This window comes from Phenylobacterium sp. CCH9-H3 (assembly GCF_001557235.1).
Lineage (GTDB): Bacteria > Pseudomonadota > Alphaproteobacteria > Caulobacterales > Caulobacteraceae > Phenylobacterium.
Genome location: NZ_LSJI01000037.1, coordinates 1 through 15,049, shown reverse-complemented (window position 1 = coordinate 15,049; position 15,049 = coordinate 1). Strand labels below are relative to the sequence as shown.

Annotated in this window: 14 protein-coding genes; 8 read left to right on the top strand and 6 right to left on the bottom strand. The window is 71.6% G+C overall.

The genetic code is table 11. The features are described 5' to 3' along the window. Positions 1–339: PEPxxWA-CTERM sorting domain-containing protein (locus tag AX721_RS03000; RefSeq protein ID WP_156466976.1), on the top strand; the 339-nt coding region annotated here is incomplete at its 5' end. Between the two features lie 38 nt (positions 340–377). Here AX721_RS03000 and AX721_RS02995 read toward each other — a convergent pair. Further along, a complete protein-coding gene (locus AX721_RS02995) occupies positions 378–1,187 on the bottom strand; it encodes a hypothetical protein (protein WP_068874540.1) in 810 nt (269 codons plus the stop codon). 113 nt (positions 1,188–1,300) lie between these two features. On the opposite strand from AX721_RS02995, the gene AX721_RS02990 reads away from it, so the two are divergent. The 3 genes from AX721_RS02990 to AX721_RS02980 all read left to right on the top strand — a co-directional run bounded on the left by AX721_RS02990 (position 1,301) and on the right by AX721_RS02980 (position 5,229). After that, complete coding sequence (locus tag AX721_RS02990) at positions 1,301–2,059, top strand: class I SAM-dependent methyltransferase (RefSeq protein WP_068874538.1); 759 nt, start codon at positions 1,301–1,303, stop codon at positions 2,057–2,059. Between the two features lie 78 nt (positions 2,060–2,137). Continuing rightward, entirely contained in the window at positions 2,138–4,255 is a 2,118-nt protein-coding gene (locus AX721_RS02985) for an ATP-binding protein (RefSeq protein ID WP_068874537.1), read from the top strand. A gap of 50 nt (positions 4,256–4,305) precedes the next feature. Beyond that, positions 4,306–5,229, top strand: coding sequence for a LysR family transcriptional regulator (locus tag AX721_RS02980; RefSeq protein WP_068874536.1), 924 nt, complete (start codon positions 4,306–4,308; stop codon positions 5,227–5,229). Here the strand turns inward: AX721_RS02980 and AX721_RS02975 are convergent. Beyond that, positions 5,216–7,426: a S9 family peptidase gene (locus AX721_RS02975; RefSeq protein WP_068874535.1), complete on the bottom strand. Its 2,211-nt coding sequence runs from the start codon at positions 7,424–7,426 to the stop codon at positions 5,216–5,218. The two genes, AX721_RS02980 and AX721_RS02975, sit on opposite strands and share 14 nt — an antisense overlap. Before the next feature lie 161 nt (positions 7,427–7,587). On the opposite strand from AX721_RS02975, the gene AX721_RS02970 reads away from it, so the two are divergent. Continuing rightward, positions 7,588–7,839 (top strand): DUF3297 family protein, encoded by a 252-nt coding sequence (locus tag AX721_RS02970; protein ID WP_068874533.1) that lies wholly within the window; start codon positions 7,588–7,590, stop codon positions 7,837–7,839. A gap of 2 nt (positions 7,840–7,841) precedes the next feature. On the opposite strand, the gene AX721_RS02965 is transcribed toward AX721_RS02970, so the two are convergent. The 3 genes from AX721_RS02965 to AX721_RS02955 are packed head-to-tail and all read right to left on the bottom strand — an operon-like array spanning position 7,842 to position 10,785. Further along, on the bottom strand, positions 7,842–9,131 hold the full coding sequence (locus tag AX721_RS02965; RefSeq protein WP_068874532.1) for an HlyC/CorC family transporter: 1,290 nt from the start codon (positions 9,129–9,131) through the stop codon (positions 7,842–7,844). After that, positions 9,128–10,240: a 3-dehydroquinate synthase gene (gene aroB, locus AX721_RS02960; protein ID WP_068874531.1), complete on the bottom strand. Its 1,113-nt coding sequence runs from the start codon at positions 10,238–10,240 to the stop codon at positions 9,128–9,130. The genes AX721_RS02965 and aroB overlap by 4 nt, the downstream gene beginning before the upstream one ends. Further along, entirely contained in the window at positions 10,237–10,785 is a 549-nt protein-coding gene (locus tag AX721_RS02955; RefSeq protein ID WP_068874530.1) for a shikimate kinase, read from the bottom strand. Before AX721_RS02955 ends, aroB begins: the two co-directional genes overlap by 4 nt. A 68-nt stretch (positions 10,786–10,853) precedes the next feature. Here AX721_RS02955 and AX721_RS02950 point away from each other — a divergent pair, with 68 nt between their 5' ends. Then, a complete protein-coding gene (locus AX721_RS02950) occupies positions 10,854–12,047 on the top strand; it encodes a hypothetical protein (RefSeq protein ID WP_068874529.1) in 1,194 nt (397 codons plus the stop codon). Further along, the gene (locus AX721_RS02945) at positions 12,044–12,961 is read left to right on the top strand and encodes a site-specific tyrosine recombinase XerD (RefSeq protein ID WP_068874528.1); all 918 of its coding nucleotides are present in this window, start codon (positions 12,044–12,046) and stop codon (positions 12,959–12,961) included. The genes AX721_RS02950 and AX721_RS02945 overlap by 4 nt, the downstream gene beginning before the upstream one ends. Positions 12,962–12,997: 36 nt before the next feature. On the opposite strand, the gene AX721_RS02940 is transcribed toward AX721_RS02945, so the two are convergent. After that, entirely contained in the window at positions 12,998–13,768 is a 771-nt protein-coding gene (locus AX721_RS02940) for a glycine zipper 2TM domain-containing protein (RefSeq protein WP_082765532.1), read from the bottom strand. 160 nt (positions 13,769–13,928) lie between these two features. Here AX721_RS02940 and AX721_RS02935 point away from each other — a divergent pair, with 160 nt between their 5' ends. After that, positions 13,929–14,888 (top strand): acetyl-CoA carboxylase carboxyltransferase subunit alpha, encoded by a 960-nt coding sequence (locus AX721_RS02935; RefSeq protein ID WP_068874524.1) that lies wholly within the window; start codon positions 13,929–13,931, stop codon positions 14,886–14,888. The last annotated feature ends 161 nt before the right edge of the window (positions 14,889–15,049 follow it).

The window sequence follows — 15,049 nt, the reverse complement described above, 5'->3', positions numbered from 1 at the left end:
GACCCGACCGAACCTACGGATCCCACGCCTCCGACGGATCCGACGCTTCCAGGCGGCGGCGACCCCACGGGGCCGTTCAATCCGCCGAACCCGCCGACCGACAAGCCGACCCTGCCGACCGAACCGGGCGGCACGCCCGGGGCGGGCCCTGGGGCTCCGAACCTGCTCGTGCCTCCGGGCGGCGAGGATCCGCGCAACCCGCCGCTCGAACAGCCGATCGACGAGACGCGGCCGACGGCGCCGATCCCGGAGCCGGCCACCTGGGCGATGATGATCCTGGGCTTCGGTGCGATCGGCTACGTGGTCCGGCGTCGGCGGATCGTCGCGACGGTCGGGTAACCCGACGGGCTGCCCGGCTTCGGCTGGGCTGTCCTTCCTCAGTACGGATTGTAGTAGCGCGGCGGCGGCCAGACGGGTCGGCGCGGCGGGGCCCAGCGGGGATCCTCCTCGTCAGCCTCTGCATAGGGCGAGGCATAGGCGCGGCGGCGCTCCTCCTCATAGGCGCGCTGGCGGGCTTCGGCATAGGCGCGTTCCTGGGCGGCCGCCTCGACACGGCGCTGCCGTTCGGCGGCTTCCTCCACCTGCCGACGCTGGGCCTCGGCGGCGGCCGTCTGGGCCTGGACCGCGGCGAGCTGGGCCTCGTTCAGCGCCCGGGCCCGCGCCTCGGCCTCGGCCCGGTCGCGCGCGGCCTGTTCGGCGGCGAGGCGCGCGCGATGACGCGAGGCGGTCTGGGCGCCGCAGACCTTCAGGTCGGCCAGGCCCTGCTCGGACCCGGCCAGGGAGGCGGTGAGCGGCTCGGCGGACAGCCAAGCCACGCCCAGCGTTCCGCCCCGGCGCATGGCCGCCTCGGTCTCCTCGGACAGCACCAGCTCCCCCGCGCCGCCGTCGCCACGGAGCATCAGGTTGGAAAACCGCGCCTTGTCGATGCGGATCGGCAGGAAGGCGCGCTCTGGCAGCTCGTCCTTGAAGAACCGCAGGCTGACGAGCTGGCCATCGGACGTGAGGCTGACGGGCGTGATCGCCCCGGAACGGCCGACTAGCTCCAGTTCGACGCGGCAGCCGGCGTCCGTGGGACTGACCACCCAGGCCAGGCCCGGACCTGCGGCGGACGTACGGGCGGGGGCGGCCAAGGCTGGCCCGGCAAGGAGCGCAGCCGCGACTGCGCCCCCGATGATCGCTTTGATCACGACGGCTCCTGTCTGACACGCATCGCAAGGATAAGACCGTTCCCCGCAACCCGCTAGAGGCGCGGCTGTCGCGGGTGCTAGGGTTCGCCCCAAAGCAGTGGAGGAGGCCCGCGATGGCGCGGATGTGGATGATGGCCGCCGCGGCGGCCCTGGCGATGACAGGTCCCGCGGTGGCGATCGCGCAGGGGGCGACACCGGCCCATATCGTCGCCGCGATGGCGGACAAGGCGCGCCCGGCGGACGAGGTGGCGCGGGACGCGGTGCGCAAGCCGGGCGAGCTGCTGGCCTACGCCGGCGTGAACCCCGGCGACAAGGTCGTCGACCTGATCATGGGCGGTGGGTACTTCACCCGGCTGCTGTCGGGCGCGGTGGGCCCAAAGGGCCAGGTGATCGCCTACCAGCCGGAGGAGTTCATCCAGTTCCAGGCCAAGTACGGCGAGGACCAGAAGAAGGTCGCCGGCGCCTACGCCAACGTCACGCCGCTGACCTCGACGTTCGGCGCGCTGGACCTGCCGGATGGCGTGGACCTGGTGCTGACCGTCCAGAACTACCACGACCTGCACCTGACCCCGTTCCCGAAGGACACGGCCTCCAAGGTCAACGCCGAGGTGTTCAAGTCGCTGAAGCCGGGCGGGGTCTATCTGATCGTGGACCACGTCGCGGTGGCCGGCTCGGGCCTGGAGCCGCCGATGAAGGTGCACCGCATCGACCCGGCCATTGTGAAGCAGGAGGTCGAGGCCGCCGGCTTCAAGCTGGAGAGCGAGAGCCCATTGCTGAAGGACCCCTCGGACCCGCACACGGCCAGCGTCTTCGACCCGGCGATCCGCGGCAAGACCGACCAATTCGTGATGAAGTTCCGCAAGCCCAAGTAGGTCTGCGACAGTTTGTCAGCGCTGTCCGGCGACCGGCGTTTACCGGTCGTTGGGGGGGCGGGCGACTAGTGGTGGGCGATGTCGTCACGGCCCATCAGCGAACTCACGGAAGGCCAGGTGGCGCTGCGGCGCTTCATGGCGCTGGGCGCGGCCCTGGTGTTGCTGCTGCTGGTCGGCGTCGCCACGCTGCTGGCCAGCGGGTCCTGGGCCCTCGACGACCTGCAAGCTCGCGAGGACCGCGCGCGCGTCACCATGGCGCTGGAGCGGTCCTTGCGAGGGCTGGTCCGAGACGTCACCACGGCCACCGTCTGGAACCAGGCGTATGAGGAATTCCGCCCCGGGGGCGACCCGAAGTGGGCGGACGAAGAGGTCGGCAGCTACTTCGCCAACAATCGCGGCCATGACCTGACGGTGGCGATCGACAGTGACGGGCGGCCCTTCTACGCCTGGGCCGGGGACGCGCGAGCGGCGCCGTCGTCCCAGGATCGTTTCCTGGCCGACGCCGCCCCGCTGATCCGCCGGGTCCGGGCGCTGGAGGCGGACCGCGGCGGCCGGCCGTTGCCGTCCCGGCCCGCGGACCCGGGCCTTGCGGAAACGACATCCGGTGTGGTCGTCTCGGACGGCGTCCACTATCTGACCGCCGTCTCGACGGTGACCCCGGAGAGCGCCGACATTCCGCGCCGGCGGACCCCGGCCGTCGTGGTCGTCTCCGCCCAGCGCATGGACGGACCGCTGATGACGACCTTGCGGCAGATCCGGATCCCGGAGCCGCGGCTGGACGAGGCGCCCCGCCATCCGCGGTCGGCGCTGGCGCTCCGCGATGCCGGCGGACGGCCGGTGGGCTGGATCTCCTGGGAGCCGAAGCGTCCGGGCCTGCGCGTCCTGAAAGATGCGGCGCCCGTGGTGGCCCTGGGCCTGCTGGCGGTCGGCGGCGTGATGGCGGCGCTGGGACTGCAGATCCTGCGCGTGGCGCGGCGTCTGGGCGCGCACGAGCGGGACCTGACGGCCGCCATGCGGGAGCTGGAGGCGGCGCGGGACCGGGCCGAGGCGGCCAATATCGCCAAGTCGCAGTTCCTGGCCAACATGAGTCACGAGATCCGCACGCCGCTCAACGGCGTCCTCGGTATGGCGCAGGTGCTGGGCCGCAGCGACCTGGCGCCGGCGGACCGGGAGAAGGTGGACGTGATCCGCAGCTCGGGCGAGGCCCTGCTATGCCTGCTGAACGACATCCTGGACCTGTCGAAGATCGAGGCGGGGCGGATGGAGCTGGACCCGCAGCCATTCGATCTGGAGGCGGCGGTGGCGGCCGCCACCCGCGGCTTCGCGGCCCTGGCCAGCCAGAAAGGTATCCGCTTCTTCGCCGAGGTCGAGCCGGCCGCGCAGGGCGTCTGGATGGGCGACGCCGGCCGCTTCCGTCAGGTGCTGGCCAACCTGGTGTCGAACGCCGTCAAGTTCACGGCGGCCGGCGAAGTCCGGGTGGGCGTGCGACGCACCCCGGGAGGGTTGGCCTGCACCGTATCGGACACCGGGGTGGGAATCGCCCCCGACCTGGTCGCGCGGCTCTTCCAGAGGTTCTCGCAGGTCGACCCCACCGCCACCCGGCGCTACGGCGGGAGCGGCCTGGGCCTGGCGATCACGCGTCAGTTCGTGGAGCTGATGGGCGGTAAGGTGTCGCTGACCAGCGTGGAGGGTCGCGGATCGGCCTTCACCTTCGACCTCCCGCTCGAATGGCTCCACGCGGCGGCGGCGCCCGCTGCGGAAGCGGTGCCTGCGGCCGAGCCAGTGCTGACCCCGTCCCGCATCCTGGCCGCCGAGGACAATGCGACGAACCGCCTGCTGCTGGGCGCCATGCTGGCCCCGCTCGGCGCCGAGCTGGTCTTCGCGGAGGATGGCCGCCAGGCCGTCGACGCCCTCGCCGAGGGCCGGTTCGACCTGGTGCTGATGGACGTGCAGATGCCTGTGATGAACGGCGTCGACGCGGCCAGCGCGATCCGCGCGCTGGAGGCCGAACGGGGCCTGCGCCGGACGCCCATCCTGGCGGTTTCGGCTAACGTCATGCCCGGCCAGATCCAGGACTATCTGGCCGCCGGCATGGACGGCGTCGTCGCCAAGCCCATCGAAATGGCCGCCCTGGTGACCGCTATCGAGGCCGCGCTCCGGTCCGAGGGCCGCGCGAGCGCCTCCGCCGCGGCCTAGGGTCGCGCTCGGCGTCTTGCCGCCAGCCCCGCGACATGCGGACATGGGGCATGTTCGACTGGAACGACGTCAAGGCGCTGCTCGCGGTGGCGCGCGGCGGCTCGACCGCGGCGGCGGCGCGCGAGCTGGGAATCAACCAGACCACCGTGGCGCGCCGGCTGGAGGCTCTGGAGCGGGACCTTGGCGCGCGGCTGGTGGAGCGGCATCAGGCCGGCGCGGACCTGACCGAGGTCGGCCGGGCTCTTGTGGCGGACGCCGAGGCGATGGAGCGCGCCGCCCAGTGCATGCGCCAGACGCTGGAGGTGCATCGGCGCGGCGTCGCGGGGACGCTGCGGGTGACGATGAGCGAGATGACCGCGAATGCGGCCTTCATGCCCATGCTGCCCGAGTTCCGGGCGCTACACCCGGACCTCCTGCTGGAGGTGGTGATCACCGACGAGGCGCTGGACCTGGAGGCGGGCGAAGCCGATGTGGCGATCCGGGGCGCCCACAGCCTGCCGGACTCCAAGCTTGTGGCGCGCAAGATCGGAGAGACCCAGTGGACCCTCTATTGCAGCCGCGACTACGCCGAGCGGCGGGGTCTGCCGGTCGCGCCGGCGGACCTCAAGGATCACTCGATCGTCGCCGGCGAAGGCGATCCGCTCACCTTCCCTGGACTTGGCGATCTGCTGGTCCAGGCGCCGGGCGCGACGGTGACGCTCAAGTCCAGCAGCACCACCAACCTCTTCGCCTCGATCCGCGCGGGGCTGGGGATCGGCCCCATGCCCACGGTCATGGCGGGGCTGGAAACGGACCTCATCGAAGTGTTCCCGCCGCGGCCGCAGAGCACGGCCTACACCTGGATCCTGACCCGACCGGAGCTGAAGGACGCGCCGCGGGTCCGCGCGTTCATCGACTATTTCGCGCCACGGATCCTGGCGCGCACGCGAGAGGCCGTGGCGCGGGCGGCGACGCTGGCGGCTAATCGGCCCTGAGCTTGCGGTCGAAGAAGTCGAGCGTCTGCATCGCCCGGTGCATGCGGTTGGCGGGCGTCCAGCCGCCGCGGTGGCGCAGCCCGGGATAGACCATGGTCTCGAACGGCTTGCCCTCGGCCTGCAGGGCGAACAACACGCGCGTGGAGTGGTCGAAGGTGACGTTGTCGTCGGCCATGCCATGCACCAGGAGCAGGGCGCCGGGCTTCAGGCGGGCAAGGCGGCCGACGACCTCGGACTTGGCGTAGCCGTCAGCATTGTCGGCCGGCGTGCCCATGAAGCGCTCGGTGTAGTGGGTGTCGTACAGCTTCCAGTCGGTGACCGGGGCGCCGGCGACGCCCGCCTTGAAGAGGCTGTCGGGGGCGGTGAGCATCAGGAGCGTCATGTAGCCGCCGTACGACCAGCCCGTGACGCCGATACGGGCGGCGTCGACGTATGGCAGGGACTGGAGATGCTTTGCGCCGGCGAGCTGGTCGTCGACCTCCAGCTGGCCCATGCGCCGGTCGATGGCTGTCTTGAAGGCCACCGAGCGATGGCCGACGCCACGGTTGTCCAGGCGGAACAGGATGTAGCCGGCGTCGAGCAGGATCTGATCCTCGGGCGTGTGCCAGTTGCTGGCCACTCGCGGGCCGGACGGGCCGCCGTAGACCTGGACGATCACCGGATATTTCTTCGCCGGGTCGAACCCTGGCGGGGTGCGCAGCGACCACCACAGGTCGCTGCCGTCGGCGGCCTTGAGGGTCCCGAACTCGGGCGGGCGCAGGCGATCGACGTAGGGCCAGAACGGGTGGCCGGCCTTCAGGGCGTTCTCCTCAATCCAGCGCACGCGGGTCCCGTCGGTGCGGTAGAGGGCGGTCTGCGGTGGGGTCCTGGGGTCTTCGTAGGTCCCGGCGAAGGCGCCGCCCTTGTTCGCCACGGTGACGGTCCACCAGCCGCCCGCCGAGGTGAGGGGCTTGGGCTGGGCGGGCTTGGCGTAGGAGACGGAATAGATGCGCCGCTCGCCGGGGCGGTCCTTGTGCGCGGCGAAGATCACGGCCCCGGCCGCCTCGTCGAGGCCCTCGATCTTCTCCACGGGCCAGGCGCCGTCGGTCACCTGGCGGATCAGCTTGCCGTCGGCGGCGTAGAGGTAGAGGTGGCGATAGCCCGACCGCTCGGAGGACCAGAGGAAGGTCCCGTCCTTCAGCGGCTTGAAGTCGTCGCCGAGATCGACCCAGTGCGGGCTGGTCTCGGTGAGGATCACCTTGCCCCGGCCGGTGATCGGATCGACGGCCAGCAGGTCGAGGCGGCGCTGGTCGCGCGACTGGCGCTGGACGTAGAGCGTGTGGCCGTCCTTCGACCAGGCCACGCGGGCCAGGTAGATGTCGGCGTCGGGGCCCAGGTCCACCTTCACGCGCGGGCCGCCGTCCAGGGGCTGGATGTAGAGATCCACGCGTGCGTTCGGACGCCCGGGGCGGGGATAGCGCTGGGGCACGACGCGGGCGCCGGTGGCGTTCACCTCCGGGCGTTCCACGATGTCGACGCCGGTCTGGTCGACGAAGGCGAGGGCCACGGCCCGGTCGTCCGGGCTCCACCAATAGCCGGTGTGGCGGTCCATCTCCTCCTGGGCGATGAACTCGGCGGTCCCCCAGCTCTTTAGCTCGGTCCCGCCTTCGGTGAGCGCACGCTCCGCTCCGCCCGCGACGGGGACGACGTAGAGATTGTCGTCGCGGACGTACGAGACGTAGCCGCCCTTGGGCGAGATCTTGGCGTCGATCTCGTCGCCGGCGCTGCGGGTCAGCTGGCGGGCCTGTTTCGCCGCCACGTCATAGACCCAGACGTCGCCCTCGACCGGCGCGAGGATGAGCTTGCCCTGGTCGTCCCAGTCGTAGTCGACCACGCCCCGGGTGGCCACGCCGGCCCGCTCGCGCCGCGCCTTCTCGGCCTCGGAAAGCTCGCGCTCGGCCGGCGCCAGCTGCTTGCCGTCCAGCAGCAGACGCGGCTCGCCGCCGGAGACGTCGGCGATCCAGAGGTCGGTGATGGTCAGGTCGTCGGCGCGGGTCTTGATGTAGGTCACCGACCGGCCGTCGGGCGACAGCTTCACTCCCCGGGCGCGGGGTCCGGAGATGTCGGGGCTTTCGAAGATCCGGTGGGCGGGAAGCTTTTCGGCCATGGCGGGCGCGGCGGCGAGCAAAGCCGCGAGCGCGGCGACGGCGAGTTTCATGACCGCTGTTGAACCGCGTCGGGGCCGGCTTGGCAATCGGCTCTTCGGTTGGGGGCATGCCGCGAGCGCCGAGCCTCCGTCGCTCCCCCTCCCCCTACCGGCGAGGAGAGGGGGGCGGCGCCAGCTTGAATGCGGGGCGCGACTGTGCGAACTCCGCGCGCATGAGCGAAGAGACCCCTCCGGCCCTGCCCGACCGCCTGTCGGTGGACCCGAACAGCCCGTACTACGACGCCGACGTCCTGCAGCGGAACGTGGGCGTGCGGTTCAAGGGCCAGGACAAGACCAACGTCGAGGAATACTGCGTCAGCGAAGGCTGGGTGCGCCTGGCGGTCGGCAATTCCAAGGACCGGCACGGCAACGCGCTGACCATGAAGCTGCAGGGGCCGGTCGAGCCCTACTACCGCGAAGGCTGAGTCTATTCCCCGTCGTCCTCGCGGGCGAGCGGCTCGACCTTCAGCGAGGTGATCCGGGCGCCCTTGCGCGCCTCCACCCGGAAGCGGTGGTGGTAGAAGGTGTAGGTCTGGCCCACCTCGGGGATCGCCTGGGCCTCGTGGATCAGCAAGCCGGCCACGGTCACCGCCTCGTCGTCGGGCAGGTTCCAGTTCATGGCGCGGTTCAGGTCGCGGATGGTGACCGAGCCCTCGACGATGACGCCGCCGCCCTCGGCCGGCTTGACGCCGGCGGCGACCACGTCGTGCTCGTCCTCGATCTCGCCGACGATCTCCTCGAGGATGTCCTCCAGCGTGACCAGGCCCTGCAGGCCGCCATACTCGTCGACCACGAGGGCGAAGTGGTTCTGGCGTTTCAGGAAGGCGGCGAGCTGGTCCTTGAGCGAGGTGGTCTCGGGGATGAACCAGGGCTCGCGCAGGATCGCGCCCACGTCCAGGTCATCGATCCGGCCGTCGGCGTCGGTGATGGCGCGCAGGAGGTCCTTCACATGGAGGACGCCCACCACGTTCTCGGGCTCGTCGCGGTAGATCGGCACGCGGCTGTGCTGGCTGGCCAGGGTCTCTGCGACGATCTCGCGGGCGCTGAGGCCGCCGTCCACGGTCTCCATCGAGCGGCGGTGGACCATGACTTCGGAAACGTCCATCTCGCCCAGGTCCAGCACCCCGCCCAGCATCCAGCGGTCGCGGGTCTCCACCAGGCCTTCGGAGTGGTGGTACTCCACCGCGCCGCGGATCTCCTCGTGAGCGGCTAGAACGTCGGTGCCGGCGTCCAGCTTGATCCCGAACGGGCGCAGGGTCAGGCGCACCACCCACTGGGCCCCGTCGGCCAGCGGGCCGAAGATGCGCACCACCCAGAAGGTCGGCACCGACAGCGTCCGGGCCACGTCGTCGGCGCGGGCGATGGCCAGGGTCTTGGGCAGGATCTCGGCGAAGATCACCACCAGCACGGTCATCACACCCGTGGCGATCAGGGCGCCCAGCGGGCCGGGGAAGGCCACGGACAAGACGCTGGTGGTCAGGGCCGAGGCGCCGATGTTGATGACGTTGTTGGCCAGGAGGATGGCCCCGATCATCGTCTCCTGGTTACCCAACAGGCGGTTGATCCGCCGCGCGGCGCGATCGCCCTCCCGCTCCAGCTGGTGCAGCCGGCCGCGGCTGGCGGCGGTCATGGAGGTCTCGGCGGCCGACAGGAGGGCCGAGAGGGTCAGCAGGAAGACCAGGGACGGCGCGAGGGCCGCGATCAGGGCGACGATCACGGGCGTGCGCCCTCCGCGACCAGGAATGCGCGCACGGCGCCGGCGTCCACGTCCTTGGCGACGAAGGCCTCGCCGAGGGCGCGCGCCAGGATGAAGGTCAGGCGCCCGGCCTCGGCCTTCTTGTCCTGGCCCATGTGGGCGACCAGGCGGCTCGCATCGAAGGGATGGCCGGCGACCTCCGGCAAGGTGGTGGGCAGGCCGGCGGCGGCGATGGCGCGGGTGGCGCGGATGGCGTCCTGGCCGCTCGCCAGCCCTTGCGCGGCGGAGAAGCGGAACGCCAGGGCCATGCCCGCGCCGACCGCCTCGCCGTGCAGCAGCGCTTCCCCGTATCCGGTCTCGGATTCCAGGGCGTGGCCGAAGGTGTGGCCGAGGTTCAGGAGCGCGCGGCGGCCCTGTTCCTTCTCGTCCTCGGCGACGATCTGCGCCTTCATCCGCACGGAATGCGCGACGGCATAGGACAAGGCCCCCGGCTCGCGCGCCAGCACCGCCGCCACATTGGCCTCCAGCCATTCGAAGAAGGCGAGGTCGCCCAGAAGGCCGTACTTGACTATCTCGGCATAGCCGGCGCGCATCTCGCGGTCGGGGAGAGTGGAGAGGACCGACAGGTCGGCCAGCACCAGCTTCGGCTGATGGAAGGCGCCCACCAGATTCTTGCCCCGCGGCGTGTCGATGGCGGTCTTGCCGCCCACCGAGGAGTCGACCTGGGCCAGCAGGGTGGTGGGGATCTGAACGAAGTCGATGCCGCGCTTGTAGATCGCCGCCGCGAAGCCGGCGAGGTCGCCGACCACGCCGCCGCCGAAGGCCGTGACGATGTCGCCGCGGTCCAGCTCCAGGGCCAGCAGCCGGTCGCAGACGTCGGCCAGCCCCTCGAAGCTCTTGGTCTGTTCGCCCGGGGGCACGATCACCGGCAAGGCGGTGACGCCCGCGGCGGCCAGGGCGGCGGTGAGGCGTTCGCCGTGCAGGCGCCAGACGGTCTCGTCCGACACCACGGCGGTGCGGCCGCGCGTCTGGAATGGGGCGATGAGGCGACCGGCGACGTCCAGCAGGCCTTCGCCCACCACGACGTCATAAGACCGCTCGCCGAGCCCCACGGGTACGGTGAGGCTCATTCGCAGGTCTCGCCCAGATATTTCGACATCGCCTCGATCACCTGGCCCACGGCGATGTGATGGGCGGTGTCGCCCGTCTCCACCGTGATGTCGGCCTCGGCATAGATGGGATAGCGGACCTCGGCCTGGGCGCGCAGGACGTCCATGGGATCCTTGCCGGCGAGAAGGGGGCGGCTGTCCTTGCGGCCCACACGGCGGGCCAGAACCTCCAGGTCCGCCTTCAGCCAGATCGAGATGGCGTGCGCCTTGATGAGCGCCCGGGTCTCGGCGTTCATGAACGCCCCGCCGCCGGTGGCCAGCACATGGGGCGGCCCCTCCAGCAGACGGGCGATCACCCGGCGCTCGCCGTCGCGGAAGGCGGCCTCGCCCAGCTCGGCGAAGATCTCGGGGATGGAGCGTCCGGCCGCGGCCTCCACCTCGGCGTCGGCGTCGCGGAACGGCAGGCTGAGGGCGTTGGCCAGACGGCGGCCCACGCTCGACTTGCCGACGCCCATGAGGCCCACAAGCGCGATAGTCCGACGGCGGAGCGGTTCGTAGCGGTCCATGAACGGCGCAGCCTTTACACGACCCTGGCCCCTCGCGCCAACGTGCCGGCGTGGGTAAGCTGGCGGCCATGTCGCGCATAGCCCTCATCGCAAGCCTCCTGATCCTGGCGGCGGCGCCCGCCCGCGCCCAAGTCGAAGTGGTCCAACTCGCCGCCCCCGACGCCTTCTCGACGCCAGGACGGGACACCGGCCTGCCCGCCGATCTGTGGAGCGGCACGCCCATCGAGACGGCGCGAGCCGTCCTGCCGATGCTCGCGTCCAAGCCGCTGTCGCCCGCCGCCGCCTCGCTGGCGCGGCGCGTGCTGGCCACCGGCGCGCGGGGACCCGACGGGTCGGCGGGCGACGAAGCTCTGACCGGCGCGCGGGCCAACGCCCTGATCGCCCTGGGCGACGGGGCCGCGGCCAGCCGCATCCTCGACCGCGCGGCGGGCATGGGGCGCAGCGCGGCGCTTTCGCAGGCAGGAGCCGAGGCGGCCCTGCTGGCCGGCGACAACGCCCGGGCCTGCGCCATCGCCGAGGGGCTGTCGGCGGGCCGCGGCGAACCCTATTGGCTGCGGCTGCGCGCGTTCTGCCAGGTCGAGGCGGGGCAGGGCGCGCAGGCCCAGCTCACCTTCGATCTCGCCCAGGCCCAGGCGCGCGACGCCGTCTATGGCCGGCTGATGGCCGCCAAGCTGTCCGGGGCCGCGCCCGGCGCGGCCTCGCTGCGCAACGGACTGGATTTCGCCCTTTCGAAGAGCCTCGGACTGGACGTGGCCGCGGCCAAGCCCAGTCCGGCGGTGGCCGCGGCGCTGTCGGGGGCCGAGCCCGCGGCGCCGGCGTTCGACGTGACCCTGATCGACGGCCAGATCGGCGGCCTGGCCCAGGCGGTGGTGTCCGGCCTGCCCCCCGAGGGCGGCGTCTCGGCGCTGATCGCGGCGGCGGCCGACGCGACGGATCCGAAGTCCAAGCCACGGCTGCAGGCGGCAGCCGTGCTGCTGGCGGCGCTGGCCAACGACCTGCCGGGTCCGGACCGGGCGAGGATCTCGGCCTTGCCCGTGCCCGAGGGTAAGGCGCCGGCCGGCCGCAGCCTGGCGCTGGAGGCGGCCGCGGACAGCCGGCGCGTGGGCGAGGCCGCGTTGCTGGCGCTATGGACCTGCGCCGACGCGGGCGCGGCCGGCCCGGCCCTGGGCGACCGGGTCCGCATCGTCCGCACCCTCATTCGCGCCGGCCTGGCCGACGATGCCCGCCTCTTCGTGCTTGAGGGCCTGGCAGGCCTGAAATGACGGCGACGGGGGCCGACTGGGCGGAAGCCTTCCTCGAGATGATGGCGGTCGAACGCGCCGCCGCGCGCAACACCCTGTCGGCCTATTCCCGAGACCTGACCGACGCGGGCCAGTTCCTGGCGGGGCGGAGCCGCGGCCTGGCGGAGGCCTCGGCCGAGGATGTGGAGGCCTATTTCGCCGACCTGGGCGCGCGGGGTCTTTCGCCCGCCACGGCGGCCCGACGGCGGGCGGCGGTGCGGCAATTCTACCGATTCGTCCTGGGCGAGGGTTGGCGGGACGACGACCCCTCGCGCCGCGTCGAGGCGCCGAAGAAGGGCCGGCCGCTGCCAAAAGTGCTGAGCCGCGAGGAGATGGACCGCCTGATCGCCGCGGCGTCGGCCCGCGACGGGGCGCAGGGCCTGCGCTTCGGCTGCATGGTGGAGCTGGCGTATGCCTCGGGCCTGCGGATCTCGGAACTGACGGCCCTGCCCCTGGCGGCGCTGCAGCGGGACCCTGCCTATCTGATCGTGAAGGGAAAGGGGGGTAAGGAGCGGCTCGCGCCGCTGAACGATACGGCGCGCGCGGCGGTGAAAGCCTATCTGGCGGCCCGCCCCAGCTTCCTGCCGAAAGGCGACAAGGCGAACCCCTGGCTCTTTCCGTCGCGAAGCAAGGCAGGGCGTCTCACGCCCCGGCGCTTCGCGCAGGTTCTGGACGAGGCGGCGGCCGACGCCGGGATCGACCCGGCGCGGGTCAGCCCGCACGTTCTGCGCCACGCCTTCGCCACCCATCTGCTGGAGGGCGGCGCCGACCTGCGGGTGGTGCAGAAGCTGCTGGGCCATGCGGACATCGCAACGACCCAGATCTATACGCACGTGGCGTCCGACCGCCTCCGGGAGGTGGTCCAGACGCGGCACCCGCTGGCGCGGAAGAAGTAGCGCCGGTCCCTCCCCGTTGAGGGAGGGACCGCGCCATCAACCCGTGATGCGGTAGCGGCCGTCGCTGTCCGGGCAGACGCGGACGTAGCGGACGTCGCGGCCGTAGGCGTCGACCGGCGCGGGGGCCAGGCGGCAGCGTTGCCGCTCGTAATAGCTCGTGTCGTAGGCCGACGAGTAACGGGTGCGGCCTTCGCGGTACGGAACCGTCTCGTCATACGAGAAGTAGGGCCCGCGGCTGTCGCACTTGTAGTCGTTGTCGCGGGCGTTGCCGACCGCGCCGCCGATCACCGCGCCGGCGACGCCACCCAGGACGGCGCCTTCGGTCCGCGCGCCGCGCGAGGCGACCTGCGAGCCCAGCACCGCGCCGGCCAGGGCGCCCAGCACGCCGCCGGCCACGGTGTTGCCGCTGCCGCCGCTACGGGTCGTACAGGGCACGGCGGTGGCCGAGGCGGGACGGCCGTAGTAGCCGGCGTACGGCGGCGGCTCATAGCGGGTCCAATAGGTCTGGTCCCACACCGGACGGGCGTACATCCGCGCGTAGGCGCCTGAGCCATAGCGGCGATCGTAGATCACCCGGGCGCGGTTCCACTCGGCCAGGCGGCGCTCGTAGTCCCTGCGCGCCTGGCGATAGTCGCGGCGGGTCTCGCGATAGTCTTCGCGCCGCGCCTCGTACTGCGCGCGCTGGGCGTCGTAGGCCCGCTGTTCGCGGACATACTCGTCGGTCGGGCGGTACTGCTGGGCGACTGCGGGCATGGCGGTGGCGAGGGCCAGCGCCGAGGCCATTCCAATCTTTATGACGTTTTTCATCTCTAGCTCCTGGTCTCCTCGATCACGCCAAACGACTCCTGAGGCTTGACCGTTCCGTCGGGCCGGAACCGCGGCCCTGCCTCGCCGCTTGTGACGGCGACGGTTCAGCCCTACTTTCCGCCGCTTCCCGAGGCGGCAGCCTCTTACGGACGGACGCCTGATGGCCGCGCACTACCTCGAGTTCGAGCGACCGATCGCCGACCTCGAAGCCAAGATCGAGGAACTCTCCAAGCTCTCGGAAACCGCCGGCGGCGGCGTGGAGGAGGAGCTGGAATCCCTGCGGGCGCGGGCGCAGGAACTGCGCATCGAGGCCTATTCGAACCTCGACGCCTGGCAGAAGACGCAGGTGGCCCGCCATCCCGACCGGCCGCACTTCATCGACTATGTCGACGCCTTGATCGAGGAGTTCCAAGAGCTGCGCGGCGATCGCAAGTTCGCCGACGACCAGGCGATCATGGGCGGCATCGGCCGCTTCCGCGGTCGCCCGGTGGTGGTGATGGGCCACGAAAAGGGCCGCGACACGGTCACCCGCGTAAAGCACAACTTCGGCTATGCGCGGCCCGAGGGCTATCGCAAGGCCGTGCGCCTGTTCGAACTGGCGGAGCGCTTCGAGCTGCCGGTGATCAGCTTCGTGGACACGCCGGCCGCCTATCCGGGCATGGCCTCGGAGGAGCGGGGCGTGGCCGAGGCCATCGCGCGGTCGACCGAGAAGGCGTTGATGCTGGAAGTTCCGATGGTGGCGGTGGTCACCGGCGAGGGCGGTTCGGGCGGGGCGCTGGGCATCGCCTGCGGCAGCCGGGTGCTGATCCTGGAGCACGCGATCTATTCGGTGATCCCGCCCGAGGGCGCGAACTCGATCCTCTGGCGCGGCGCCCGCACGCCGGGCGAGGCGGCCAAGGCGATGAAGATCACCGCCCAGGACCTCGTGAAGCTTAAGATCGTCGACCGGATCATCCCCGAGCCGGCCGGCGGAGCCCACTCCGATCCGCAAGCGGCCATGACCGCCGTGGGCGATGCGGTGGAGGAGGAACTGAAGGGCCTCGAAGGCCTGACCGCCGAGGAGCTGAAGGCCCGGCGCGCCGAGCGCTTCTACGCCATCGGGCGCAGCGGCATCCAGTAGCGGCTCCCGCCTGCCACCGCCCTGCGCTTGCTTGACGTGGGGTATGGGGGTTCAACTGCATCCGAACAATCGTTTGGGAGGATGCCAATGGCGCTCAGGACGCGCTTCACCGAGACCTTCGGGATCGAACATCCGGTCGTCCAGGGCGGGATGCAGTGGGT

Coding starts and splice junctions, on each gene's coding strand:
- AX721_RS02990 (WP_068874538.1), top strand. CDS start 1,301: ATGGCGCGGATGTGGATGATGGCCGCCGCGGCGGCCCTGGCGATGACA.
- AX721_RS02985 (WP_068874537.1), top strand. CDS start 2,138: ATGTCGTCACGGCCCATCAGCGAACTCACGGAAGGCCAGGTGGCGCTG.
- AX721_RS02980 (WP_068874536.1), top strand. CDS start 4,306: ATGTTCGACTGGAACGACGTCAAGGCGCTGCTCGCGGTGGCGCGCGGC.
- AX721_RS02975 (WP_068874535.1), bottom strand. CDS start 7,426: ATGAAACTCGCCGTCGCCGCGCTCGCGGCTTTGCTCGCCGCCGCGCCC.
- AX721_RS02970 (WP_068874533.1), top strand. CDS start 7,588: ATGAGCGAAGAGACCCCTCCGGCCCTGCCCGACCGCCTGTCGGTGGAC.
- aroB (WP_068874531.1), bottom strand. CDS start 10,240: ATGAGCCTCACCGTACCCGTGGGGCTCGGCGAGCGGTCTTATGACGTC.
- AX721_RS02955 (WP_068874530.1), bottom strand. CDS start 10,785: ATGGACCGCTACGAACCGCTCCGCCGTCGGACTATCGCGCTTGTGGGC.
- AX721_RS02950 (WP_068874529.1), top strand. CDS start 10,854: ATGTCGCGCATAGCCCTCATCGCAAGCCTCCTGATCCTGGCGGCGGCG.
- AX721_RS02945 (WP_068874528.1), top strand. CDS start 12,044: ATGACGGCGACGGGGGCCGACTGGGCGGAAGCCTTCCTCGAGATGATG.
- AX721_RS02940 (WP_082765532.1), bottom strand. CDS start 13,768: ATGAAAAACGTCATAAAGATTGGAATGGCCTCGGCGCTGGCCCTCGCC.
- AX721_RS02935 (WP_068874524.1), top strand. CDS start 13,929: ATGGCCGCGCACTACCTCGAGTTCGAGCGACCGATCGCCGACCTCGAA.